Genomic DNA, 25,746 nt, shown 5'->3' with positions numbered 1-25,746 from the left:
TTATTAGAATCGGACCGTTTTGTAGGTTCTGACAAACAGTCGAAGCAAAAATGCATAGAGAACTAGTAACAATACGGAATAAATCACTGCTTTAACAGGGACTTCATTCGTGACATTATGTACAACAATTAGTTTATCGACAACAAATTTGGAATCTTTGTATTTGGATCCAAAGTCTGTAATCTGCAAAACTTCCCATACATAGTCAGGTAACTCTTCCGGCATTTTCACGATTGTTCCTGGCGAATCAATGAAATTACTTTTTTGTATCTGCACGGCTTGATTAGCATCTGAGACCAATAAAACGATTGATGAGTTATCAAGCTTAGCAACATAAAACCATCCTGTGGGGAGAATGCTTCGAGCCCAATTACGTTTCTTACTGTAGGAAGAATTATATCGAGTACTGATAGCACCCGTTTGGGCTTTTAATTGATACTCTGTTATTCCTAGAAACTGAACACTGGGAAGCTTTATTTGGGCGACATCAGAATAATCCAGTTGATTCAGCACCTCAGTGGAAGATAGTTCTACAGGATGAATCCTATTTTTCAGATAGGAGATAGGTGTTAATCCGGTATCATTGATGAAAGAATCAGATAACAAAACATGTAGAAAAAGAATGAAGGATAGAATGAATGCGACACCTGCTTTGGGCAACTGCATCCAAAACAGTTTCACACTGCCAAAAAAATTTGGCTTCCCAAGCTTTTTATACAATCTCTTTATGACTGATCTTCTGGTGAAAATGGGCATCCGCTTGGCCCGCTCCACCATCTCAGAACGGATTTGTGCAAGGCTGGTTATGGCATCGATATCATTCGGAAAACTCTCCAATATCTTCAAGTAGTTCTCCTCTGCCTTCTCTAACTCACCAAGCTGAATGAAGCATTTCCCCAACAGACGCAGGGCACCCATATTGGCAGGCATACGTGAGAGGATGTACAGACACTCGTCTTTTGCTTCTACGAATTGATGGGTTTCATACCATATCCGAGATCGAATCAGATACCAATCGATGTCATCTGGATAAATACGGATTCCGTGTTCCATTGCAGCAAGAGCAGACTCCTTTTCACCCATTCGAAGGAAGTATTCACCCTGTAGCCGAAGCAAGTCAGGATCATCTTTATACATCGCATAGGCTTCATCAAGCGATTGACCTGCCAGTTCCAGATTGTTTTCCTTAAGTGCCTGATATGCCGTCTCCCGCTTGTTCAGAAACACATCGTAGTCTAAATCGGCTGCATGCTGTATAAAGGTATAACGAAGAGCAGGTTCATCCAATTGTCTACAATAAAAATGGTAAAACTCTTCGGTGAAAAGCTCCATTCGATCATCCGGATCTTCTGTTGCTAGTTCACGCCATCGAAAACAGTATTCGATGGATTCCCAAACTCTTTTAGGAAGAAACCGATGTTCATGCAAGAAATCCAATAAGGTTACTTCTACTATTTCATTGAGCCTTACATTCCAGACAATATCGTTATTTAAAAGCTTTGACCATTGTTCATGGCTGATACGGGAAGAGAAATCAGAATACACCTCTTCAACTTGTTCCATGAATTCATCTACTGGGTCAATCTCTTCTGGTCGGTCTATCGTTTCAACTGTTAGCTCGACCGTGTTGGGAGGATTGGGCCAGATATGGATGTTGCTTTCATCGCTGAACGACGGGCCAGTTTCTTTGATGGCACCCTTTTTCGCAGCCTTCACTGCATAGTCATATGCTTCTCTTAGCCTTTGATAGCCTTCCGGATCATCCTCGGGGTGGTGAACCTTCAGTTTTTGGGAGTAGGCTTTTTTAATCGATTGAATATCTTCTGTGGGTTCAATCCCAAGTACCTCCCACACACCCATTAGTAGTCGAACCACCCTTCTAAATGATCCAGTTGTTTTTTAAACGCTAAAGTTGCCTTTTTTATCAGTTGCTGATCTTGTGTGGCTAACACAGCTTCGAACTTTTCCAGTAAATATGCAATTTCTGTCCGTTTGTCCCCAAGGGATTCTTCATACATCCGTTCACCCCGAGCAAGCAACAGTCTATTTTCGGCCCTGTCACGCGGATGGATTTTGATATCTCTCAATTCGTTAAGACGAGCTTCGATCTCCTCAGGTGACAGGCTTCCTGGGTTTTTCTCAATAATCATGTTCTTTTTCAAGCCAGTACTGACTATAGTAACTTCAACCTCCAAAATCCCATTAATATCATAGGTATAGCGTATATCTATAGACTGCTGGCCTGCGGGACCTTTTGGCACCTCTACTTTGAGTTCCCCCAGTTTGATGTTGTTCTCGACACGGCGGCTCTCCCCCTGGTATATTTCGGTGAGAATCGCAGTCTGATCATCATTGACTGTATACAGACGCTTTACTTTGCTCACCGGTATGGGCGTGTTACGTTCAATGATCGGCAGATAATGTCCATCCTCAAAGCCACTTGCTGTTCTTTTCACAATATCGGTTCCAAGCGTATAAGGGCATACATCCGTCAGAATAATCTCTTTTAAGGCTTCGTTTCTCTCCTTGAGAGCAACTTGAATCGCAGCTCCAATCGCTACCGATTCATCTGGGTTGATTTGCGAGTAGGGCAAGCGTCCAAACATTTTGCTAACAGTCGACTTGATTATCGGCATTCTGGTGGCACCACCGATGAGAATGATAGCATCCAGCTCCTCAGGAGTAAGAGATGCGTCTCTCAATGCTCGCTCGATCGGGTGGCGCAAACGAAGCAAGAGCTGACTTGCAAGCTTCTCAAATTCATTTCGATCCAAGCTGATTTCATGTGTTTTGCCGTTTAAGGTAAAGTTCATTTTTCCAATCAGATCTCGGCCAATCATCCGTTTACAAAGTTCCGCCTGTTTGACAATGGCAGAGTGTGCCTTGGCATCTAGCGCCTCAGAATCCATCCCTGTTTTTTCAACAAAATAGGCAGCAAGTAGCTTGGTGAAGTCCTCGCCACCAAGATAGTTATCGCCTGCTATCGATTTGACCTCCATGACTCCTTCAAAAAACTCGAGTATAGAAACGTCAAAGGTTCCTCCCCCCAAATCAAAGACCAGGAATTTGGTATCGGACTTTTCCTGATGAAGTCCATACGCGATCGCAGCGGCAGTAGGTTCACTGATGAGCCTCTCTACTTTTAACCCGGCTAATTCGGCAGCACGCTTGGTTGCCTTTCGCTGAGAGTCATTAAAATAAGCCGGAACGCTAATCACCGCTTCCGTAACCTCATATCCAAAAAATGCTTCAGCATCTGCCTTCAATGCTTTTAGGACAAAAGAGGAAAGCTCTTCAGGAGAAAATGAATACTGCCCCAACTTAAACAGCTTTTCTGTACCCATATACCGTTTGAAGGCTGCTGCAGTTACATGGGGATGGGTAATGAGACGCTCTTTTGCAATTTGGCCAACCAGAATTTCACCATTGTCATCGATGCTTACAACAGATGAAGTAAGGTGTTCTCCCAACGCATTCGGTATTAGCTCGGGACCGTTATCACACCAAAAAGCTACCAGACTATTCGAAGTTCCCAAATCAATACCTATCGTTGTCATAGAATATGAATACCCTCATTTCTCATGTAATGTATAACAGCTCAACCGTTATTTAGTAATTATATTCAATAGTATTTATAGTATTAAAAATCGATCAAAAACAAAAGGTTTATAATATGGTTCCTGTCACTCTTAGAATTAGTTTAATGTCCCACTTTCTCCAATTTCATCATTCTCGCACAAGTCTATAAACAATGGCTTACAACCTATCCTCGTATGTTGACAACCTCCGTTATACATTGAAGGACTATAAGGACGAAGAACCCGATACATTGAAAGTTACATTTCCGCATTTTGTTATTCGTCAATCCATGAATGAAGTCATTAGGCTTTTCAAAAGAGAATAATGTATACGAAGTTTCGCTTTCGAATAATTATGCTTCTTCAAACCATAAAGACTATATAACCGAACTCCAAGTACAAATAGAGTAACGACACGTTACAAAAAAAGGTGGGGACTAAATCAAAAATAGTGTATTTTCTTCCATCTACTGTATTTGATCATCCTGCCCGTAAATGGGATTCTAGTACATTATTTTCACTGGACATACTCGTGTAATGAAAAAAAGCTCTCCCGGTATGCACATAAATCCGAGAGAGCTACTCTTTTTTAACGCCGCAAATTCCATTCGTCTGTGGCATAGCGCGTACGCACAAGTTCTTCTGCCAAAGCGAGTTCTTCGTCCGTAAGCGTTGAAGGGATCAGCTCCACTTCCAGTCCGGATGCAAAGCCTTTTGAGAACGCCTCGATAGATTCTTGCAGACTGATTGGCCGAGGGCTTACTTCGTTGATCGTCACGGCTTTTTGTCGGAAGCTATCGATCATCCGTTGTTTTACCCGTTCGGATGGGAAATGCAAGAGTGAGAATAGCAAATCTACGTCCATATCAAGCAGGATAGAGCCATGCTGAAGAATAACACCCTTTTGTCGGGTCTGCGCGCTTCCCGCTACTTTTTTCCCCTCTACCACGAGTTCATACCAAGAGGGAGAATCGAAGCAAGCGGATGACCCTGGAGAATTGTACTTTTCCTTCTCCTCTTCACTTGCCAAGGAAACCATTTCCGCCGAGAGTCCGAGGTTTTGGAATCCGTGGAGAAGACCCAAGCTGATGATTTTGTAGGCTTCCGTAACGCTCGAAGGCATTTTCGGATGCTCTTCGGACACGATGACACTGTATGTCAGCTCCTGATCGTGGAGAACAGCACGCCCTCCTGTCGCTCTGCGAACAAAGCCCAGTCCTCTATTTTGAACTTCCTCCAGATTGATTTCCTTGATGGCCTTCTGGAAATAACCAATAGACAGTGTCGCCGGGTCCCACGTGTAAAAACGAACGGTCGGGAGAACCTTGCCCTCACTGTGCAACTGCAAAATTGCTTCATCTACTGCCATATTCATCGCGGGTGACATGGCTTCGGTCACGATATAGCGCCACTGTTCCATCTATGTACCTCCTCATTCACAACGCCTTCATTGTACGCTTCTGGCACGAGGGACGGCAAGCCTTTGATGGGCTAATTTGCACGAGCTGCCTCCTGTAAAATTGCCATGACCTTCGCCAGTGCATCTGTTTTCTTCTCATTTTCTTCGCGCATTCGCTGCAAGATGGACTGCTTGTTCGTTTGCAAGTCATTCACTGCTTGATAAAAGCGATCATCCGTTAGCTCTTCTTCCAGCAAAACATGACACAAGCCCTGCCTTTCAAAGGACTGAGCATTTAAAATCTGATCACCCCGACTTGCTTCACGGGACAACGGTATCAAGAGCATCGGCTTTTGCAGGGCTAAAAACTCATAAATTGCATTGGAGCCAGCACGAGACACAACAAGATCTGCCATCGCTAGCAAATCAGGCAACTCCTCCTGAACATACTCGAATTGCTTGTAGCCTGTTACCTGAATCGTTTCATCCACTTGATTTTTGCCACAAATATGTACAATGGAGAAATGCTCCAGCAAGTTAGCCAATGTGCGCCGTACCGCCTCGTTGATTCGTCGTGCTCCCAAGCTTCCCCCCATGACAAGCAAGACAGGCTTTTTTTCGGTAAAGGAGCAGTACGCCAAGCCCGCTTCTTTTCGCCCCTGCTTCAACTCTTCTCTCACGACTGCACCTACGTGAATACCTTTGTTTCCCGGTATTTTCGAAAGGGAATCTGGAAATGTTACGCACACCTTGTTGGAAAAAGGGACAGCCAGCTTGTTTGCGAGACCAGGTGTCAGATCAGATTCATGGATGACAACGGGAAGACGGTTTAGCCACCCTCCGAATACGACCGGTACAGAAACGAAGCCCCCTTTGGAAAAAATCACATCCGGTTTCCACTTGCCGAGAAAGCGAGAAGCTTGCCAAATGCCTTTGAGGACTCGCAGCGGGTCACTTACGTTTTTCCAATCAAAGTAACGTCGCAGTTTTCCTGAAGAAATGCCAAAATAGCAGACTTTTGGATGATTGGCGACCAGCTCACGTTCGATTCCTGTCGCAGAACCAATGTAGGCGACTTCCCAGCCCAGCTTGATAAAGTGGGGAATGAGCGCAAGATTCACAGTAACATGGCCTGCCGAACCACCACCGGTAAACACAATCCTTCTCTTCATTCGGTTCGAACCCTCCCCTGCCTCTTCTCCCATCATGATAGCACCAATCAGAAAGAAAAGCCGCCCATAACAACAGGCGACTTTTCCTGGAATCTAGGATTATGCTTGCGGCTGATAACGCAAGATTGGCTTTCTTGCCGCTGTCGCTTCATCCAAACGTTTGACCACAGTCGTATGAGGAGCTTCCTGAACGATTTCTGGCGTTTCCTCGCACTCGCGGGCAATTTGCAGCATGACGTCGATGAACTCATCGAGCGTTTCTTTTGTCTCGGTTTCGGTCGGTTCGATCATGAGGCACTCGTCCACGATCAATGGGAAGTAGATCGTTGGCGGGTGATAACCGAAGTCGAGCAAGCGTTTTGCGATATCGAGCGTGCGTACGCCCAGCTTCTTCTGGTTCACTCCAGACAGGACGAACTCATGCTTGCAGACGCGATCAAATGGCAGATGATAAGCCGTTGCCAGACGACGCATCATGTAGTTGGCGGAGAGAACCGCGTTTTGGGAAACTTGCAGCAAGCCTTCTGGCCCCATCGTACGGATATAGCTGTACGCACGAACAAGAATACCGAAGTTTCCGTTGTAGCCTTTTACGCGGCCGATGGAAGCCGGACGATTGCTGTCCCAGTAGAAGCTACCGTCTTCCTTTTTCGCTACGATTGGGGTAGGCAGGAATGGCTCGAGAATTTTTTTCACGCCGACCGGACCTGCACCTGGACCGCCACCGCCGTGAGGTCCTGTAAACGTTTTGTGCAAGTTCAGATGCACCACGTCGAAGCCCATGTCCCCCGGACGGGCAATTCCCAAAATCGCGTTCGCATTCGCACCATCATAGTACAAGAGGCCGCCAGCTTCATGGACGATTTTCGCCATTTCCACGATATCTTCTTCAAACAATCCGAGTGTGTTCGGGTTCGTCAGCATCAAAGCAGCCGTGTCAGGTCCTACTGCATCACGCAGCGCTTGAATGTCAACCAATCCACGCTCGTCAGATGCAATGGTTACGGTATCCAAACCAGCTACAGCAGCAGATGCCGGGTTCGTACCGTGTGCGGAGTTCGGCACGATTACTTTGGTACGATGGCCTTCCCCACGGCTCTCGTGGTAGGCGCGGATCATCATCAAACCTGTCCACTCACCCGCAGCACCAGCGGCTGGTTGCAGAGTAACTGCGTCCATGCCTGTAATTTCACCCAGCTCTTCTTGCAGGTTGTACAACAGCTCCAAAGCACCCTGTACGGTTTCTTCCGGTTGGTACGGATGTGTCTGCGCAAAGCCTGCGTAACGGGCAACGTCTTCGTTAATTTTCGGGTTGTATTTCATCGTGCAAGAACCAAGCGGGTAGAAGCCATTGTCTACCCCGTGGTTGCGACGAGACAATTCTGTATAGTGACGAACCAATTGCAGCTCAGATACCTCAGGCAGCTCAGCCGGCGTTTCGCGAATGAGGTGCTTTGGCAAAAGGCTTGCTACTTCTACTTCTGGAACATCCAATGCCGGCAAATTGTAGCCCACACGGCCTGGCTTGCTCATTTCAAAAATCAGTGCTTTCTCTTGGTCGTTACGCACGTGTGATCGCCTCCAATTCAGCCGCCAATGTGTCGATTTCTTCTTTGGTTCGCAGCTCAGTTACTGCAAGCAAGGTATGATTTGCAAACTCTGGATAGTCGAGACCGAGATCATAGCCCCCGATGATTCCTGCAGCCAACAGGCCTTTGTTTACTTCTGCAACTGGTTTGTTCAGCTTCACCACAAACTCGTTGAAGAATGGAGAAGTGAATACGATCTCCAAGCCTTTTGCTTGCAGAGCATTCTTGGCGTAATGAGCTTTTTGCAGGTTCATCATCGCCATTTCTTGTACACCCTGTTTGCCGAGTGCTGTCATGGCAATAGAAGCAGCCAATGCGAGCAGCGCTTGGTTCGAGCAGATGTTGGAAGTCGCTTTTTCACGACGAATATGTTGTTCACGCGCTTGCAGTGTCAAAACGAAGCCGCGTTTGCCATTTTCGTCCTTCGTTTGACCGACGATACGACCTGGCATTTTGCGCATCAGTTTGGATGTGGTAGCAAAGTATCCGCAATGTGGTCCACCAAAGGATGCTGGGATACCAAATGGCTGCATGTCGCCCACTACGATATCTGCGCCCAGTTTGCCCGGCGCCTCCAGTACACCCAGAGCAAGCGGATTGGAGGATGTAATCAACAGTGCACCTTTTCCGTGCGCGATTGGTTCAATCGCTCCCAAGTCCTCTACGTTTCCGAAGAAGTTCGGATACTGCACGATGACCGCTGCTGTGTTTTCATCGACAAGCGCTTCCAGAGCCGCTGTATCCGTAACGCCATTGCTGTTGATACCTACTTCAACCAGCTCAACGTTTTGACCATACGCATATGTTTTCAAAACGCCACGCGCTTCTGGATGTACAGCACGGGAAACGATTACGCGCTTTTTGCCAGTATGGCCAGCAGCCATCATTGCTGCCTCTGCCAAAGAAGTCGCGCCGTCATACATCGAGGAGTTGGCTACCTCCATGCCAGTCAGCTCACATACCATCGTTTGGAACTCAAAAATAGCTTGCAGCTCACCTTGGCTGATTTCTGGCTGGTAAGGTGTATAAGCGGTAAAGAATTCACCGCGGAGCAGCATGTGATTGACTGTGCTCGGCGTGTAATGTTGATAAACACCCGCACCTAGAAAGTTAACATGCGTGCTGAAGTTTACGTTTTTATTTGCGAGGTGTGTAAAATACTTCACCAAATCTGGCTCGGAAAGTGCTTCTGGAATATTCAAAGCACCTTTGAAGCGCACTTCTTCCGGAATATCAGCAAACAGTTCTTCTACACTCGAAATGCCGAGGGTTTCCAGCATTTCGCGCTTGTCCTGATCAGTTTGGGGCAGGTAGCGGTATTTCACGGACGTTGTCCTCCTCTAAAAGGATGTATGTGGTGGATCGTTTAGTTTTTTGGGCGTTTATAAAATGGAGCGGCAACGACTTCTGCTTTCAGACGTTTTCCGCGGATTTCTACTTCTACTTGTGTACCTAGCGCAGCATGCTCGGTTTTTACGAGAGCGAGACCGACGTTTTTCTTCAAGGTTGGGGATTGTGTTCCCGTCGTCACTTCGCCAATGAGCTCTTCTCCCACATAGACAGGATAATGCGTGCGCGGAATCCCACGATCGATCATTTCGATCCCTACCAGCTTGCGTGGAGCTCCGTTTTCTTTTTGTGCCTTCAGTACTTCTTGACCGATGAACGGCACTTCTTTGTCTACCTTGACAGCAAAGCCAATGCCCGCTTCGATCGGCGTAATGTCTTTGCTGAGCTCTTGACCGTACAGTGGCAGCTTGGCTTCAAAGCGAAGCGTATCGCGCGCACCGAGACCGCACGGCAACAGACCTTCATCTTTTCCGGCATCGAGCAAAATGTCCCACAGCTCTGCTGCACGATCGGCATCCAAATAAATCTCGAAGCCATCTTCGCCAGTATAGCCAGTGCGAGAGACCAATGCCGGAATGCCGCTCACTTGCACATCACGCTCAAAACGGAAAAAACCGATTTGTGACAAGTCTGTAGTCGTCAGCTTTTGCAGAATGGACTCTGCCAAAGGACCTTGAATCGCGATTTGTGCTGTTTGTGGCGAAATATTCTCAATCGTTACGCCTGGAATCAGATGTTCTTCTAGCCACGCATAGTCTTTGTCGATGTTCCCCGCGTTGATGACGAGCAGGTAATGATCATCTGCATACTTGTAAACAAGCAGATCGTCTACCGTCCCCCCATCCGGGTAGCAAAGCACACTGTACTGCGCCTGCCCGACTTGCAGCTTGGACACGTCATTCGTAGTCACACGCTGGAGATAAGAAAGAGCGTTTTCCCCTTTTACGTCCACTTCTCCCATATGGGAAACATCAAATAGACCAGCTTTAGTCCGAACGGCTTCATGCTCTTGACCAATGCTTGTAAACTGCACTGGCAGATCCCAACCACCGAAGTCGATGGTTTTCGCGCCATACTTTGCATAAGAATCAAATAGTGGCGTACGTTTCAAATTGGACATGTGGCACCTCCTGTGAACAATAAGATCTTAGAAAACTTGGCTTCACTGAGCCTTTGGCGAGGCCTTCGTTGCACTTATGTCGATAGGAGTCTTATCGACCAAAACAAAACAGAGGGGGAAAAACGGGTACACCAAAATGAATGGTGCCCATTTCTCCTCCTCTGTCCTTGGTACCTGAGAGTTACCTTGCGAATCAGATGGGGGGTTACATCGTTCCCCACTTGCAAGTTTCCCCTTTGGTGGCTCATGTGAGCTCTCTCCAGAGTTGCGTCCGGTAGAGGTACTTTTGCCTGAGAGATTCACCGTTTACCGGCTTGCTCCTTCGGCGCTGCCAAACGTTCAAGCAGTCTCTCCCTACTACCATCATTCGCGGTTGTTTCATGGTCATACATAAGTTTCTGCTGTCATTTCCATACTAAGGGATGTACTACCTCTTTATCCTACCATGAGAGTCCAAAGTTGAAAATATACAAATTAACAGTCAGATTCAGAAAAACTTAACAAAACACATTGACAATAGATAAATGTTCAGTTTTTTGACGATAACCTTGAAAGTTATGGCAGAGCTATGAAAAGGAGTATCTTATATGCCGAATGTTCCTATTTCATTTGATACGAGTTGGATCAATCCGCTTACAGAACGCATGCAAGAAGATGGCCCCTGGGATAAGTGGGAGCTGTTCAAGCTCTCATTGGAAGCGGAGGAAGCGATGGCTGTTCACGAATTTGACCAGCTACAGTGTCTGAAATACCTCCCACTCTTATCGCCATTTCCTCACCAGTTGGACACAGCAAAACGGGTCCTGCTAGAAATGCGCGGTCGTGCCATTCTCGCAGATGAGGTCGGTCTGGGAAAGACGATCGAAGCAGGATTGATCATGAAAGAGTATATGGTTCGCGGCTTGGCTAAAAAAATTCTCGTCCTGGTTCCAGCCTCTCTCGTGATTCAATGGACAAAAGAGCTTCATCAAAAATTCGGCATTGCAGCCGTCGCACAAAAAAAAGAATATATGTGGCGCCAGCACGAAGTCGTGGTCGCATCGATAGATACAGCAAAACGAGATCCGCACAGGCGACACGTACTCGACATCGATTACGATATGCTGATCATCGACGAGGCCCATAAACTCAAAAATAAACGGACACGCAACTATCAGTTCGTCAAAGAGATCCGCAAAAAATATTGCCTGCTCCTTACAGCCACCCCCATTCAAAATGAGATGGACGAGCTGTACAACCTCATCAATTTGTTAAAGCCAGGTCACCTCGGCCATACTTCCACCTTCTCTACCAATTACGTAGAGGGCAAACGTCAATCCAAAAACAGCGAGAAATTGCGGGAAGAAATTGAAAAGGTCATGATTCGCAACAAGCGAAGTGATGGCGGTATCCAATTTACCAGCCGCCGCGTTCAGTCCATTCCGATTGACCTTTCGCCTGAGGAAATGACGTTGTACGAAGGCGTGACCCGCTTTGTCCGCGAGCAGTACCAAACTGGATTGGGGGTTGGGGGCTTCAACTCCCTTGCTTTGATTACCTTGCAGCGTGAGGTCTGTTCAAGTAAGGAAGCTGCGTTTATGACGCTGTATAATATGCACCAGCGCACTGGCGAGGACTCTCCCCTGCGTACGCAAATTCTTGAGCTAGTCGAGATGATCAAACAAATTGAGACGCATTCCAAAGCTGCCAAAACGGTTGAGCTCATTCAACAAATCAACGACAAAGTGATCATTTTTACAGAGTACCGGGCAACACAAAACTACCTGCAAAAATATTTGCATGACCACGGCATTACTTCTGTCCCCTTTCGCGGCGGCTTTAAACGCAGCAAAAAGGACTGGATGACTGATCTTTTCCAAAACCGAGCACAAGTCCTGATCGCGACGGAAGCAGGCGGCGAAGGTATCAATTTGCAGTTCTGCAATCAGGTGATTAATTACGACATGCCTTGGAATCCCATGCGAGTGGAGCAACGAATCGGCCGCGTCCATCGACTGGGTCAAAAAAGGGATGTGCACATTTACAATTTATCGACAACAGGAACGATCGAGGAGCATATTCTCAAGCTGCTGTATGAAAAAATCGATCTGTTTGAAATGGTCATCGGTGAACTCGATGATATTGTGGAACGCCTGAATCTAAATCACTCCTTGGAAGATAATCTGATTCAAATCATTATGGATTCCCGTTCGTCCAAAGAAATGGCGCTGAAGCTCGATAACATTGGACACGCCATTCGGGCAAGCAAAATAACAAAAGAAGCCGTCCCGCTTTCTGAGGCGGCTGACCAATAATTTTTGTTGGAAACGAAAAAGAAATGAGGTCTCCTGATGCAGCAACAACAGGTCAGACAATTTGTCGAGCGCTATTTGGCGACTTTTTCTGCCCATATCGTCGAGTCTCACCCGGATTATTTCACAGTCAAGCTCCCTGTCGAGGTGGACAAAGATATCGGCAATCGCCCTTTTTACTGGAGCTGGGTGGATAAGATGAATTTGGCTTATCAGCCATTGGTGCTCACCTTTACTTTTCATCCGGATTGCACGCCTGAAGGTTTGCGATCTGAGCATCTGCATATAGGCGCTACCCGCATGCAACAAATTTTCGCTTCAGCCAAAAAGCACGGCAGCTTTGTCTGTATGTACGAGCAACAAGGGGGCCTTTTAGGTAATGCAGGCAAGCGTAGGTCAACCCCTCTCGTGCCTTGGCTCGGGATGAATTTAAAGATTTCTCTGCTCTGTGACAAGCGACGGGACATTTTATTGTACCTGGGGATTAATTTGCATCAGCCACGGCTGGTGACGGATTTCACATCGTTTTTATTTTCACTTTCCCTGACCCCTGCGATCCCTGACTACTACTACACATTGGATCGGAAGGTTACCATACAGGAAGCCCTCCAAATGGCACAGCAGGAAGTCGAACATACACTGGAACAAGAAGATCAGCAATGGGCAGAGGAAGCGCGCACACGTTTGCGTGAAGAGTTGGCCATCTTGGAAGCGTACTATGAAGAATTGGCACGACGCGAACCGGAAAATCAGCAGACAAACACAGACGAAGCCGAAGAAGAAGAAGCAGAGCAGCCGGAAGCTCAGCCGTCACTCGAGCAAGAAGCTCTGCACCCCGAGCCTGATCCAGCTGGACCAACTTCTGTCGAACAGCCCGTATCTTTTGACGAATACCGGGCGTCTGGCGGACGAATCCTCGACTTTTTACGTACAAACGGAATCCCAATCACTCCACGCGAAGAGGTTAATCAAGCAGAGTGGAAAAAGAGCACACCAGATGAGGAGCGACAACGCAGAAAAGACGAGCTGGCATGGCAATACGAGCCGCGGATCGAGGTTTCGTTCATTAATGGTGGCTTGTTCTATTTATCTTCCGTTCCTCCGCTCATGCGGTCATCGAAAGCAAAAAGCATGCGACATCTCCCCGCATCAGGGCGAATCATGTAAAAGATCAACGAGAAAATGTGAAACAGAAAAGACACGTTGCAACAAATCTTTTTGTCATAGCTGGTTACAATAGGAATAGGTTAAGCCTTTACAAAAGGTGGTGCATAGTTGTGACCAGACGATTTTTTCCTTTTATCGCTGCTCTTTTGGCTCTAATGCTGCTTTCCTCACCAGCTTTTGCACAAGACGAAGCAAGCTGGGACAAGCAATTCCAAGCACAAATTCGAGAATGGATGGATGCAATCGCAAGCCGAGACCCTCAATTCAAGCAATGGCAAGGCGCAAAGACGGACGTGCAAACACTTGGTGCAGGACAGCATCAATGGCTGGTAAGTATAAAAAAAGCGGACAAGCAAGTAGGATATTTGGTGGTAGGAGAAGCACCTGATTCCACTACCCATCAAAAATTTGTTCTGCTGGAATACGGTGTCGGGGAGTACATCTTGTTCGATGACGCTTTTGCTCCGAAGGAAATCGCGGCAGAGCCAGTTTATGACGGGTTCGCTTCCTACTGGCTGATCACCCAGAAGTCAGATACACAAATGGTCAATGCAAAAACGGGAGAAATGTATCCCACTTCTTTTCAAATTAGTGAACCCGCTGTCGATGCTTTTGCAGACGAGCAGCTCATACAAAATGGCCAACGCCTGACTCAAATGAGAATTTTAAGCGCAGCCGAGTCTGATCCTTTTGATCATATCGGGTGGGTCAGCCAAATGAGTACAACGGATACGGACGTGTCCTGGAACCAATTATGGCAGCAAGATTATACCTCACCGGTAACATTAGCCGTCCCGATTCATCAGTCACAGGTTTTGGCACCCTTTGTCGTGGGGTCCCTGCATTTATGGAATGATCAAAATGCTTATGTCGGTGTATGGGATGAGGGCCTGCGCTTTGTTCCGTATTCGTATGCCCATCGCGTCGGACGATTTTTCGTAAACGAAACAAGCTCTCCTGCCGAATAACCGGTTGGAGAGCTTGTTTTTTACGTTTTCTATTCACCGATGTTCTGTAGGAGAGAGACGTTCATGAACGGCATGAAAAATTTCATTGACCGTCATACCCTCTGCATTAATGACGGGAGCTCCAGTAATCGTTTTGTTTTGATCACCCAGTACGTTGATATCCTGTCCTGTAATGACAATCGCATCTACCACCTGCTGCCAGTTGCCCAGATCAACAACTTCGTAACCATTTTGACGCAGCATCTTGCACACTTCAGACAGGGAATTTTCTACCGCTACTCTCGCCATATGCACCCTCCGTCTCGTTCATGATAGGTTTACGAATTTTATTTGCGCCACAACAATCGAATGGACATGGGAATGGCACCAAACCAGCGTGACGACCAGGACTCCCGTGGAGTCTTACGCAAACGGCGTTCATCTTTTGGGGTGTCCATGTACTGGACAAACAGTTTCGTCAGGTACTTTAAATATTCCTGAAAGGACATCGCACTTGACCTCCTTCTTACTCGTGGATTCCACCACGGCGCAAGCGCTGTCCCCTCTATTGTTCCCCGTCCTGTGTTCTTTCAACCACTTGGCTCGTAATTTCCATCACGATATCGGAAAGGCTCTTTCCTGTCGTATCCACCTGAATCGGAGCGAAATCGTATACACCTGCGCGCTCCGTCATTAAGGTTTTTACCCTGGTTGCGACTCCTCCTGCCAACAACGGCCGGCCTGTATCATTTTCCAAACGCTTGATGAGCTCCTCTTCCGTGGCATGCAGCGCGATGACGATGCCATACTCCATCATCATCTCTACATTTTGCTTCCGCAATACAGCTCCTCCCCCAGTTGTTACTACCTGAGATCCTACTGCCAGTAATTGCGCCAGACGTTTCGTCTCAACGTCTCGGAAATACGCTTCTCCTTGATCCGTGAAGATTTCTGGAATACTCCGACCTTCACTTTCCACAATCGCATCATCCAAGTCCGTATGCTTCATTCCCAAAGAGGCAGCGAGTGCGGCGCCAACCGTGGTTTTTCCCGTTCCCATAAATCCGACCAACACCAGGTTTTTCATTTTGTTTCTGCCGCCCTTCCAATCGTTTGGTATGTATTGATCTTCACCGTTTTTTGTTGTTGATTGTACGCTGTCTCATATCCCAATGCTTTTTCAAAAAAGGACAGTGGAACCATCGTACGTTCTTTGATCTCAATTAACGGGCTGCCTAGATCGATTCGCTTCCCATCTACGTCAGCAAAGCGCTCCCGTTCCTTTATAAATACCTCGCGTCCATTTCCTTTTACGCGGATCATTTGTTTCTTGTCGTCCCAGCTAATCGCTAATCCCATTTTCTCACCGAGCTCTCGCAACGGGATATACACCGTATTTTGGGTGACCCGAGCTGGAATCGATGGATAAAAACTCATGTTATTAATGATTGTGGTGATATAGGGTTCCAATTGAACAGCACCAAAGCCATTCTTATTTGCACTGTTGGTATACAGGGTGAAATATTTCGCTTCCCCTTGCAAGGTTTGTCCAAGCGCCTGATCGAGATGCTCTGCACCAATGACACTGCCATGATAATTTTGCTGGACGCGCTGCAAGAATCGCTTATAGGCATCGTCACCAATTTTGCGGCGCAGGTTGTCGAACAGGAGTGCTCCCCGGGAATACCAGGTCAGCTTAAACTCTTCTTCGGTGGCAAACCTCTGCAATGGCTTGTCGAGCTTTCCATTTGGATAACGCTCTTGCAAACGTTTAACATCCCGGTTGTACGTATCCAGCAGAGTCGTAGCTGATTGAGCACCATAACGCTTCTGCAAGTAATGGGAAACACCGAGCTCTACCAGCCCCTCATCAAGCCACCCATGCGAGGACTCCAAGGTAGCTACACTGTTGTACCACCAAAGATGTCCTACCTCATGCGGCAGCCAATGATCGATCAAATTATTGTGATGCATGTCTCTTTTGAACACAGCGAGGTTTGCGTATTCCATGGCGTACGTCGTTCCTGAACTTGTTTCCGCAATCGCCACATGCGGATACGGCAACGGTCCATACATGTCGATGAAAGTAGGAAAGACCGATTGGGCAATGGTCTTGATTCGTTCAATGTTACCTTTATCCACGGAAGCAATGTCCACCGTTAAATTCGGAGCAAATTGAATCGTTTCAATGTGATAAAGCGGACTTCCCACCAATCCAAAGTTCAACAGATTTTTTGCTTGATAATGGACTTGCTGCTTATTTCCACCGATTGACTTCGTTTGCCCTCTGCCCCACGAACTGACCCATTTGTAGCCTTGTGGAGAGGTAAATGACACATCGTAATCTCCATAGTGGTAGACGAATGGATCACCAAAATCAACGCGTTGCGGCGGGTCATACCAAACGCCTTTTTGATTTTGGGCCCCAAGCATCGGGTACCAAGTCGTCAACGTCCATATATCGTCTTTGACCCCAAAACGTGTGCCTCTGCGTGGAACCGGGTTCTCGAATTCAATGGTTAAGGCGCCACGAAGCTCCTTACCAAGAGGATTTGCCAGCTTCACCAGCGATTGACCACGTTCAAAAGAAAGCGGCTTGTCCTTGTAGCGAATCGACTTCACCGTCATTTTGTTCCAAAGGTAATCGTAAATATACAATCGTACATCTGGCGTTTTCGGATTATCGAACTCCAATGTCATGTTTCCGGTTATTTTTGCTTCAGACGTATGTAATTCAGCTTGAATCTTATATACCGGGTTTAAATCCTTTACATAAGACGGCAGAGGCGGATCATATGAAAATGGATCGACGAACGTTTGCTCCCCCTCAGGTGATTGATTCATGGCAATGATTTGAGAAATGGCTGGCCAATACGCGACGACCCCAACTGAGCCGAAAAAAACGAGGATCGTCACGCATACGAGCAAGCTGGTTTTATGTAGTGATTTCATGACAGCCCCCATATAATAAATCGCCCGGCGGCAGGCGCTATATGTTTTTGTTTCATTGTAGCAAATATATGTCAAACTGAGTAGAAATTCAGGAGATTCTGTAGAGAAAACGCCTTATTTGGCGATGATCTTTCTGCGAAAATAAAAAGCCGCCACTCATTGTATCGTAATGATTGGCAGCTTACTTTAGTATTTACCAGGTTTCGTACATAATTTTTCCGGTCTGGCTCAGATCATATCCCCCAACTGCTTCCAGTTCCTTTTGAAATGGACGCGACCCGAGAACATCAAGCACTGCCTGAATGAGCTGCTCGTTGTCCTTGTTTTTCAACAAGACGAGGTCATATCGCTCACGAATAGTTGGGACAAACTCCACTCCGACGAGTGAAGCTGCCTTTTCAATGCCCACCCCTACGTCTGCCTCGCGCCGTGCTACTACCCCTGCGACTGCCAGGTGATTGGACTCTTCCCGTTCATAGCCAATCACGTCACTCCCCGCTATTTTTGCCAATCGAAACTGCTCTTCAATCAACGTGCGTGCACCTGACCCTTTTTCCCGATTGACCATGCGAATGCCCGGCTTCGTGAAATCGCTCCATGCTTTCATCTGTTTCGGATTGCCTGCCTGAACGTAAAATCCGGCCCAACGTGACAACATATTGATGACAACATAACGATGCCCACACAAAATGCGACGAATATACGGGACATTGTATTCATTGGTATCCCCATCGTACAAGTGAGTGCTGACGATATCAGCCTTACCCGTATACATCGCCACAAGGCTGTTCAGAGAGCCCACGTACGAGCGAAGCGGTCGGTATGCCTCATCCTTTTTCTCCAAATGCCCAGCCAGTAGGTCCAAGCTCACATCCTGCCCGCTGATAATGATATTCCGACCTGTGCCAGCCTGCTCATGTCGTGACGTCTGCTGAGCTTGTCCTGCCTGCGGGATGCTGACGGCTGAGGCTTGTCTGTATTCCCCCTTTGCCTTCGCCTTGTACGCTTCCAGATCGCTTTCGTCTACGCGCATTTGCCGACCGACCCGATATGCAGGCAGCTCGCCTTTTTTAATCAAGTCGTAGACCGTCAGCTTAGAAATACGTAGAATTTTTGCTATTTCTTCGGTGGTGTAAGAATTTTGTTGACTCATGTCCCGCCTCCGTTATCTCCTTTGCTCTATTTTCAAACAAGTGTCGTAAAATCGCAATTGATTATTCATTACGAATCCATATAATCTAGTTATGTCCAGTTATAATTAATTATAACTAAATATAGTTATGGAGGTCCTTTTTTATGAAGAAGCACTGGTTAGCCTTATTGACAGCATTTTGCTTGATGCTGACTGCTTGCTCAACAACGCAAACAGCGCCACAAACAAGTGAGCCAGCCAAAACCGATGCAGCAAAGGTAGAACTGATGATTTCTGCTGCTGCCAGCTTGACAGATGCCTTGAATGAGTTGAAAACCCAATACGAAACGGAACACCCGGGAACGACCCTCACCTTTAACTTCGGAGGCTCTGGCAAACTCGCCACACAGATTACACAAGGCGCTCCGTCTGACGTATTTTTGTCTGCTAGTAAAAAAGACATGGACGGTCTAGCGGAACAGCAACTGATTGCCAAAGACACACGCCAAGACTTCACGCAAAACTCGCTTGTTCTCATTGCTGGTAGCACAAGTGCTGTCGCTATCTCTTCTTTTGAAGAGCTGAACAACTCAGCAATCAAGCATATTGCCGTTGGTGAGCCTGAGACGGTCCCGGCAGGACGATATGCAAAAGAAACATTGGATACGTTGAAAATGTGGGATTCTCTTTCGGCACAAATGGTATTTGGCAGCGATGTTCGCCAAGTCTTGACCTTCGTAGAATCCGGTAACGCCGAAGTCGGCATTGTCTACTCCAGTGATGCCGCAGCTTCGAAAAATGTTAAGGTATTGGCGACAGCAAAGCCTGAATGGCACAAGCCGATCGTTTATCCAGGTGCAGTCGTCAGCGCATCGAAGAACCCAGATGCAGCAAAAGCTTTTCTAGCCTACTTGACAAGCGATAAAGGAAAAGCGATCTTACAGAAGTACGGGTTTCAATAAACCAAACGAATCGAATTGGAGGTGGCAAGCGTGATCGAAACCAATCTTACTCCTTTGATGCTCTCCCTTAAAGTTGCTGCGCTCTCCACCTCCTTTGTTTTTGTCCTGGGGATGGTTTTTGCAAGGTGGATGACACAAAAAGATTTTTGGGGGAAGAATGTGCTGGAGTCCTTCTTTTTGCTTCCGCTTGTTCTTCCTCCTACTGTTGTTGGCTTCGGCTTGTTGCTGCTTTTCGGAAAAAATGGTTTTCTCGGTCAGCTTCTGCATGAATGGTTCAATATTACCGTCGTCTTTACGCTGACAGGAGCCGTTATTGCCTCGATTGTCGTTTCCTTTCCGTTGATGTATCAGAGTGCAGTCGCTGCCTTCACGGGAGTGGATCGTCGTTTGGAGAATGCGGCACGCACGATGGGTGCTTCCGAATGGCGATTATTCTGGACCGTTACCTTTCCGTTGGCTTGGCCTGGCCTGTTGGCAGGGTTTGTTCTTTCTTTTGCACGTGGTTTAGGGGAGTTTGGCGCTACGCTGATGCTCGCAGGCTATATCCCTGGGAAAACCGATACGATTCCCGTCGCCATTTATTTTGCTGTTGAGGCTGGTCAAATGGATAAGGCATTGTTTTGGGTCGTCATTATTGTTTCCTTGGGGATGGGTACGACTCTCTGGCTGAATTGGTGGAGTCGTCGCAATGTGCGCAGGTACGCCAATCAAAAGTAAGGCAGGTGAATGGTCATTGCTCTTTGTCCACATACAGAAGCGTTTGCCTGATTTTACTCTGGATGTGTCCTTTTCGGTGCAAAAGGAAATTGTCGTGCTGTTCGGACCATCCGGCTCTGGCAAAACAACGATATTGAACAGTATTGCAGGTCTGGTTCATCCTGATACGGGTGTGATCGAATTAAACGAGAACATCTTTTATCGAGAAGGACAGAAGCCGCTACCTGTACAAAAACGCAACATCGGGTATTTATTTCAAGATTATGCGCTGTTCCCTCACATGACCGTCGAGCAAAATGTTCGCTACGGCTTGAAAAAGGGGCATGAGCTGAATGTAGAACCATTGTTGTCCACGGTAGGAATCGATCATCTGTTGCAAAAATATCCTCACCAGTTATCCGGGGGACAAAAACAACGGGTGGCACTTGTACGAGCGCTGGCGACTGAACCAGACATCCTGCTCCTTGATGAGCCTTTATCCGCGCTGGATGCGGATACCCGTAAACAATGCCAGGATGAGTTGCTTCGCCTTCACGCCATGTGGAACATCCCGTTTCTGCTGGTCACCCATGATCGTGAGGAAGCCGAGAAGCTCGCCAATGTCATTTTCCTGATTGACAACGGCACAATCAAAGAACGGAAAAATGAAAAAAGCCATTCAGCAACGTCCCTCTCCCGATAATGGGATGGCATTGCTGGATGGCTTTTTACCTATCGAGCTGTGATTGGTTCAATTTTTACATCGTTTTGCTTTGCCCACTTATGTACTTCGCCAAGGAATTGCAGTACGTCATGGCTCTCGTGATGGACACAAAGGGTATCGGCTGCCAAGTCAATGTGCTCGCCATTAACCGTCATTACTCTTTGTTTTAAAACGAGCTGACGTGTCTGCTCCATGCGTTCTTCCTTGCTGATCAGCACGCTTCCTTCCAACTCACGCGGGGCCAATCGACCATTCGGCAAATAAGCCCGCTCTGCAAATACTTCCTCTGCCACCTGTAGCCCGTATTCCAAGCCTGCCTCTACAAGTTTGCTGCCGGACAGTGCATAGAGGATCAGCTCTTCATCAATATCCGCAATGGCTTGAACTACCGCTTCGGCGAGCTCTGGGCGTTCAGCCGCTTCGTTATACAGCGCGCCATGCAACTTTACATGGTGAAGCTCCCCGCCGAGTGCTTTTGTAGTTCCAGCCAAGGCTGCAATTTGATACAGCACCAGCTCATACACTTCATTGACAGACAAGTTCATCGAACGACGTCCGAAGCCTTGAATATCTGCATAGCCGGGATGTGCCCCGATTTTCACATCATGCTTGAGTGCAGCTTCGATTGTTCTGCAAATAATATGGGGATCCCCTGCATGCAATCCGCAAGCAATATTAACGGAGGTGATCCATTTCATAATCCCCAAATCCTCTGATTGTCGACCTCTACTGAAGCCCTCTGCCATATCGCAGTTAATATCCAGATGAATCATGTATGCTCACCTTTCTTTCACTAATCTATCTCTTGAAAACGCATTCATGCGCGTGACTTCTCGTTTTCTTCCACTTTAGCATACCATGTACGCCAGTTTAACAAAAGCAAAAAAGCTGCCGAAAAATGGCAGCTTATGAACAACTTATGTCGAACCAACGGTTGCTTGACTGCTTTCTTCTGTCTGTAAGGTCTCTGCTAGTGCCATTACCTGGTTCTTTTCTTGTTTATAATCGTATTCCTTTGCCTTATCCGGTCTGGCATTGTTGTACTCTACCGGGATCTCGTGGCGATGGGAACGTTCAATTTTCGTTACAAAGTGCAGCTTTTCCATAATGCGAATCGTTTCGTCCAACAAATTGGCATCCACATACATCGAAACGTAATTTAAGCGCTTGGAGATGTAATGAATGGTGCCAAATTTGCGTAAATTTTTGGCGGCACGCGTGTTTTTCACCCACACGGCGACCCCCAGACGTCGCTCTCTCATGTTTGGCCGTCGGTCTCCTTCCCAATCGTGGTATACTTACTGGTGAAAGCTTATTACAGAAAGGAATCGTGGTCTATGCTGGCTACGTTTTATCATCAATTTGAGGAAGCGCTTCACCGCGAAAAAATCGTGACCCATAGCAGTTGGCAAACATATGCAGGCCAGCTCTTTTTCTATGTATGCAGTACGCTCCCTGCTCCTCTCTTAACGAAGCAACTCATGGAAACAGGAGAGCGCCTGACCACTGATACCAAATTACAGCCAGAATGCATTTACGTGCGTTCAGATGACGTGCAACACGTGTATCGCTTCCGCTTTCGTGTACCTGACGAAAAGCAATTTTGCTGTGGCAATCTTTGTGAAAACTGTTTTCTGCTGCGTCAAAATGAATCTGGAACAGCGTAAATTACGATGGCTTTTTCACGCTGCAGCCACAGCTTCCGCCTGTCCCGCAACCGCTGCCCTGCGCCTCTAAAAACGGATTGTTGCTCGGTACCTTGATCGTTTCCGAGACGGAATGAGCAATGGTTCTACTCACCTGATACAAGAGTTCATCCAGAGCATCTTCTGCTCGCTTGAATGCCTGTACGGAATCCCTCAGTTCAATGCTGCGTTTCAATTCCCGTACTTCTTTGGATATATGATTGTAATCCGGGTGATACTTCCCGAACCGTTGCACATCTTCGTACTGTTCCTTCTTAGCCTCGAACACGACGAGCAGACGTTGCACTTCCTCATCTGCTTCCATTTGGCGTTTGGCCTCCAGATACTCTGAGACCTCGCGCGATTGGTTAATCATCGTGGACAGCTCATGAGACTCCATGATCAACTGTGACATATCCACAGCTTCCAATGTTTCCATAAAGCGAGACCTCCTTTCGCCGTAAAGCTTGAAAAACTTTACGTCATTCCTGATTGTATCACGATGCACACCCTTAGTACAGATATTCGGGCACTACAATGCGCACTCGCTCGATGTTCTCGAGACGGTAAGACTGTTTGCCGCCCTGTCCTGCAATCGTAACCATCCAGTACCCCATTTCCAGGCGTACCTCTGTTGGTAGCCCGCGCAGCTTTTCTTTTCCACTTTGCTGGATCTCGACTTCCAGCTTCAGTTCTATTGCGCGCTTAAACAAATCTCGCATCGATTGTGGATGATACGATTGGAAATGCTTCGTCCACATTTTGGGAAGTGCTGCGATTTGCTCATTTTGCTCGGGGAACGTGTTTTCTATAGCATAACCGTCCCAGGGCCTTTCAATGAGAAGCAGGCCCTTATTTCCCGCTTGACTGTTTTGAAGTGGCTGGAGCTCCTTGCCTGCACTAGCAACATGTGCCAGTACTTGTGGTTCATAACCGAAGTGCCGTAGTAAACGAATCAATTCTTTTTCCTGCGTGAACGGAATCAAAAACGAAGTCGGCGAGATCACTTGGGTAAGAAATGGCCGAAAATCAGGAATTTCGCGCCATTCCTCCAGAAATCCAGCATGTGCTGTCCGCACGAGGAAGTACGGCTCCATTTGAATCTGCCTCGCTGTTCTCGCCCATTGGCTCACAACCTCAATCAAGCTTTCAGGCAACGGATGAACACAGGAGGCACGGAGCTTTTCGATGACTTGCTCCTCCGTCCCTCCTTGGGCCAAATACGATTGCAACAGCCTTGCTTGCAATTCACCCCGAATCAATTGCCCATCAAATTGGAGCTGGCAAAATCGGCTGATCTCCCATACTTCCAGCAACGGGACAAGCGGAGGGATTGTAATGGCACCTGTGGGGTCCACAAACCAGCCTTCCTCCGCCGACAATCGCGGCAAGCTGCTCCAACGCCAAAAAATCATTCGATTCTCGTCCATTCCGAGCTGAATCCATCCCAAGCCTAACAGCAAATGCAGCCATTGCTCCACAATCAGCTCCCCTGCATTGTCGGGCAATGGGAATCCGGCGTCTTTTAACATGCGCAATTGCTCATGGATGGAGCACCACTGTTCGACTGGAACCTGTCTCATCAATTGAATGAAAAATTCCCACCAGTCTCCATGCGGCAAAAATTGTTCCATGACGAGTTGGTACATCTCTTCCCAACGTACGAGAGGAGGTTGCTGCAGCCATTGCTTCGTTCGATTGAGATCGAGGACAAGTTCCCGCTCTTCCCTATGCACCAAGCCCAGTCTGAGCGCAATATCGAGGACAACGGTCAAGGATAAGCCCTCTCTCTGTTCCTGATCGATCGGCGGAATGATGATTCCTTTTACATGCTCATCTGTTAACGAGAGCAGCGGCAGCATTTTTTGCGACATCCTGCGATGAATACTTCCTTTTTGCGTAATGGGAATTTGGTTGTCCCAAACAAACAACAAAAGCCCAAAAAGATCCAGCTGTATCCCTCTGCCTGCTGATATATAATAAGGGAGCGTTTTTGAAAGAGAAACAAAAGCCTGAGAGGCTTCCGGCAGCATTAGATTCGTCAACTGCTCGCGAACCTCCTGTGGCATCAAATAGCCAATCTCACTCCACATTTTCCGTACAGTCAAGATCAGTCCAAGCCGTCGCAATTTCGTCAAGCCGACTGACAGATGTCTGTGCTCTTTTGCCGTTTCGCGTTCCCAAGTTCGTTTGCTAAAAAAACCTCTCGTCGCTTTGGTTACGAAAAGCCGGATAACGGTTCGTTCCAACTCATCTGCCTGTCTCCATACTTGCCCAATAAAAACCGGGTCCAATAATCTCGCTGTTAAATCTTGCTCTTCGGCAATCTGATATCGTTTGGTTTGTTCATGTAGAATCGCTTGTCGCGTTGATTCGGACAGGTATTCCAGCGAATCCTTCACACGCACGCCTGTCACCTCGGTCTATATGATGTTCGATTCATTACTTTTACCAATTGGAGGGATCTTGATGTTGCATGTATTTCCTAGTTTACTCTTAACGGCAACCTTGGCAGTAACGGGTACACAAGTCTTGTCACCTCAACATCCTACCGTATCTGAGCCTGTGGGGAAAGAGGCTGTACAAGCAGATGCTGTTTACGAAGCCGTTGCTGCTCCCTATCCTCCTGCCGTGCAGGAAGCTTTGAAAAAAGTTCGAAAAACTGGCGGACACACCATTGTTCGTGCCAATGGAAAATCCTATGTTGTCGTGGGTGCAGGACAGCGCCCTACAGGAGGATATCGTTTAGTGGCGGATCAAGTCAAGCGGACTGGCCCACATGCCTTTGCCGTACACGTTCGGGTACAAGCACCCGCTCCAGGTTCGATGAAAACCCAAGTCATCAGCTATCCGACTTTGGTGATTGCCCTGCCAGACCAGCAAGCAAAAGTCAGTGTGCATATGCGTTAGTCTATCCATGAAAAAAGCCGACAGTTCGAAAGCCACAAGGCGTATCGAAGTCGGCTTTTTTCCTTTTCCCTA

General features: G+C 47.3%; 24 protein-coding genes and 2 riboswitches. Of the genes, 8 read left to right on the top strand and 16 right to left on the bottom strand.

Going from position 1 to position 25,746, the window contains the following annotated elements:
- Positions 1 to 3: 3 nt before the first annotated feature.
- The 7 genes from KB186_RS04145 to gcvT form a co-directional block, all read right to left on the bottom strand.
- The gene (locus KB186_RS04145; protein ID WP_173609629.1) at positions 4 to 1,860 is read right to left on the bottom strand and encodes a J domain-containing protein; all 1,857 of its coding nucleotides are present in this window, start codon (positions 1,858 to 1,860) and stop codon (positions 4 to 6) included.
- Positions 1,860 to 3,557 (bottom strand): molecular chaperone HscC, encoded by a 1,698-nt coding sequence (locus KB186_RS04140; protein WP_232773149.1) that lies wholly within the window; start codon positions 3,555 to 3,557, stop codon positions 1,860 to 1,862. Before KB186_RS04140 ends, KB186_RS04145 begins: the two co-directional genes overlap by 1 nt.
- A 610-nt stretch (positions 3,558 to 4,167) precedes the next feature.
- Positions 4,168 to 4,998, bottom strand: a complete 831-nt coding sequence (locus KB186_RS04135) for a lipoate--protein ligase family protein (protein WP_173609631.1) — start codon at positions 4,996 to 4,998, stop codon at positions 4,168 to 4,170.
- Positions 4,999 to 5,069: 71 nt separating this feature from the next.
- On the bottom strand, positions 5,070 to 6,149 hold the full coding sequence (locus KB186_RS04130) for an undecaprenyldiphospho-muramoylpentapeptide beta-N-acetylglucosaminyltransferase (protein ID WP_232773148.1): 1,080 nt from the start codon (positions 6,147 to 6,149) through the stop codon (positions 5,070 to 5,072).
- A 99-nt stretch (positions 6,150 to 6,248) separates the two neighbouring features.
- A complete protein-coding gene (gene gcvPB, locus KB186_RS04125; protein ID WP_173609632.1) occupies positions 6,249 to 7,718 on the bottom strand; it encodes an aminomethyl-transferring glycine dehydrogenase subunit GcvPB in 1,470 nt (489 codons plus the stop codon).
- A complete protein-coding gene (gene gcvPA / locus KB186_RS04120) occupies positions 7,711 to 9,063 on the bottom strand; it encodes an aminomethyl-transferring glycine dehydrogenase subunit GcvPA (protein ID WP_173609633.1) in 1,353 nt (450 codons plus the stop codon). The genes gcvPB and gcvPA overlap by 8 nt, the downstream gene beginning before the upstream one ends.
- Positions 9,064 to 9,104: 41 nt before the next feature.
- On the bottom strand, positions 9,105 to 10,208 hold the full coding sequence (gcvT, locus tag KB186_RS04115) for a glycine cleavage system aminomethyltransferase GcvT (RefSeq protein WP_173609634.1): 1,104 nt from the start codon (positions 10,206 to 10,208) through the stop codon (positions 9,105 to 9,107).
- A 151-nt stretch (positions 10,209 to 10,359) separates the two neighbouring features.
- A riboswitch (glycine riboswitch) is annotated at positions 10,360 to 10,476 on the bottom strand.
- Positions 10,477 to 10,575, bottom strand: a riboswitch (glycine riboswitch).
- Between the two features lie 220 nt (positions 10,576 to 10,795).
- Between gcvT and KB186_RS04110 the strand changes: the two genes are divergently transcribed.
- From KB186_RS04110 to KB186_RS04100, 3 genes are all read left to right on the top strand, one after another.
- Positions 10,796 to 12,502 (top strand): DEAD/DEAH box helicase, encoded by a 1,707-nt coding sequence (locus tag KB186_RS04110; RefSeq protein WP_173609635.1) that lies wholly within the window; start codon positions 10,796 to 10,798, stop codon positions 12,500 to 12,502.
- A gap of 36 nt (positions 12,503 to 12,538) precedes the next feature.
- Positions 12,539 to 13,666, top strand: a complete 1,128-nt coding sequence (locus KB186_RS04105; protein ID WP_173609636.1) for a YqhG family protein — start codon at positions 12,539 to 12,541, stop codon at positions 13,664 to 13,666.
- Between the two features lie 110 nt (positions 13,667 to 13,776).
- Positions 13,777 to 14,634, top strand: coding sequence for a hypothetical protein (locus KB186_RS04100; RefSeq protein ID WP_173609637.1), 858 nt, complete (start codon positions 13,777 to 13,779; stop codon positions 14,632 to 14,634).
- Between the two features lie 33 nt (positions 14,635 to 14,667).
- On the opposite strand, the gene KB186_RS04095 is transcribed toward KB186_RS04100, so the two are convergent.
- The 5 genes from KB186_RS04095 to KB186_RS04075 all read right to left on the bottom strand — a co-directional run bounded on the left by KB186_RS04095 (position 14,668) and on the right by KB186_RS04075 (position 18,718).
- Positions 14,668 to 14,922, bottom strand: coding sequence for a YkuS family protein (locus tag KB186_RS04095; RefSeq protein WP_106785704.1), 255 nt, complete (start codon positions 14,920 to 14,922; stop codon positions 14,668 to 14,670).
- 38 nt (positions 14,923 to 14,960) lie between these two features.
- Entirely contained in the window at positions 14,961 to 15,122 is a 162-nt protein-coding gene (locus tag KB186_RS04090) for a YqzE family protein (RefSeq protein ID WP_007725773.1), read from the bottom strand.
- Between the two features lie 56 nt (positions 15,123 to 15,178).
- Positions 15,179 to 15,700 carry a shikimate kinase gene (locus KB186_RS04085; RefSeq protein ID WP_173609638.1) on the bottom strand — a complete coding sequence of 174 codons (522 nt, stop codon included), beginning with the start codon at positions 15,698 to 15,700 and terminating at the stop codon, positions 15,179 to 15,181.
- Positions 15,697 to 17,565, bottom strand: coding sequence for a stalk domain-containing protein (locus KB186_RS04080; protein ID WP_173609639.1), 1,869 nt, complete (start codon positions 17,563 to 17,565; stop codon positions 15,697 to 15,699). The genes KB186_RS04085 and KB186_RS04080 overlap by 4 nt, the downstream gene beginning before the upstream one ends.
- 193 nt (positions 17,566 to 17,758) lie before the next feature.
- Complete coding sequence (locus tag KB186_RS04075; RefSeq protein WP_173609640.1) at positions 17,759 to 18,718, bottom strand: helix-turn-helix transcriptional regulator; 960 nt, start codon at positions 18,716 to 18,718, stop codon at positions 17,759 to 17,761.
- Positions 18,719 to 18,861: 143 nt separating this feature from the next.
- On the opposite strand from KB186_RS04075, the gene modA reads away from it, so the two are divergent.
- The 3 genes from modA to KB186_RS04060 are packed head-to-tail and all read left to right on the top strand — an operon-like array spanning position 18,862 to position 21,058.
- Positions 18,862 to 19,659, top strand: a complete 798-nt coding sequence (modA, locus tag KB186_RS04070; RefSeq protein ID WP_173609641.1) for a molybdate ABC transporter substrate-binding protein — start codon at positions 18,862 to 18,864, stop codon at positions 19,657 to 19,659.
- Positions 19,660 to 19,689: 30 nt separating this feature from the next.
- Positions 19,690 to 20,376 (top strand): molybdate ABC transporter permease subunit, encoded by a 687-nt coding sequence (gene modB, locus KB186_RS04065; protein ID WP_106785708.1) that lies wholly within the window; start codon positions 19,690 to 19,692, stop codon positions 20,374 to 20,376.
- 16 nt (positions 20,377 to 20,392) lie between these two features.
- On the top strand, positions 20,393 to 21,058 hold the full coding sequence (locus KB186_RS04060) for an ABC transporter ATP-binding protein (protein WP_232773254.1): 666 nt from the start codon (positions 20,393 to 20,395) through the stop codon (positions 21,056 to 21,058).
- Between the two features lie 29 nt (positions 21,059 to 21,087).
- Here KB186_RS04060 and KB186_RS04055 read toward each other — a convergent pair whose 3' ends face one another.
- Positions 21,088 to 21,852 carry a LamB/YcsF family protein gene (locus KB186_RS04055; RefSeq protein ID WP_173609642.1) on the bottom strand — a complete coding sequence of 255 codons (765 nt, stop codon included), beginning with the start codon at positions 21,850 to 21,852 and terminating at the stop codon, positions 21,088 to 21,090.
- A gap of 144 nt (positions 21,853 to 21,996) precedes the next feature.
- Positions 21,997 to 22,341: a YlbG family protein gene (locus KB186_RS04050; protein WP_007725782.1), complete on the bottom strand. Its 345-nt coding sequence runs from the start codon at positions 22,339 to 22,341 to the stop codon at positions 21,997 to 21,999.
- A gap of 75 nt (positions 22,342 to 22,416) precedes the next feature.
- On the opposite strand from KB186_RS04050, the gene KB186_RS04045 reads away from it, so the two are divergent.
- On the top strand, positions 22,417 to 22,746 hold the full coding sequence (locus KB186_RS04045; RefSeq protein WP_173609643.1) for a hypothetical protein: 330 nt from the start codon (positions 22,417 to 22,419) through the stop codon (positions 22,744 to 22,746).
- 1 nt (position 22,747) lies between these two features.
- Here the strand turns inward: KB186_RS04045 and KB186_RS04040 are convergent, their stop codons facing one another.
- Together KB186_RS04040 and KB186_RS04035 are read right to left on the bottom strand one after the other, a co-directional pair.
- Positions 22,748 to 23,203 carry a YlbF/YmcA family competence regulator gene (locus tag KB186_RS04040; protein ID WP_173609644.1) on the bottom strand — a complete coding sequence of 152 codons (456 nt, stop codon included), beginning with the start codon at positions 23,201 to 23,203 and terminating at the stop codon, positions 22,748 to 22,750.
- A gap of 73 nt (positions 23,204 to 23,276) precedes the next feature.
- Complete coding sequence (locus KB186_RS04035) at positions 23,277 to 25,172, bottom strand: hypothetical protein (protein WP_232773147.1); 1,896 nt, start codon at positions 25,170 to 25,172, stop codon at positions 23,277 to 23,279.
- Positions 25,173 to 25,233: 61 nt separating this feature from the next.
- On the opposite strand from KB186_RS04035, the gene KB186_RS04030 reads away from it, so the two are divergent.
- Positions 25,234 to 25,674, top strand: a complete 441-nt coding sequence (locus KB186_RS04030; RefSeq protein WP_173609646.1) for a protease complex subunit PrcB family protein — start codon at positions 25,234 to 25,236, stop codon at positions 25,672 to 25,674.
- Positions 25,675 to 25,746: the final 72 nt, after the last annotated feature.

Origin of the sequence: Brevibacillus sp. AF8 (genome assembly GCF_021270385.1) — a bacterium.
Classification (GTDB): domain Bacteria; phylum Bacillota; class Bacilli; order Brevibacillales; family Brevibacillaceae; genus Brevibacillus.
The sequence above is the reverse complement of the archived record's forward strand: the minus strand, read 5'-3'. Positions and strand labels throughout refer to the sequence as shown.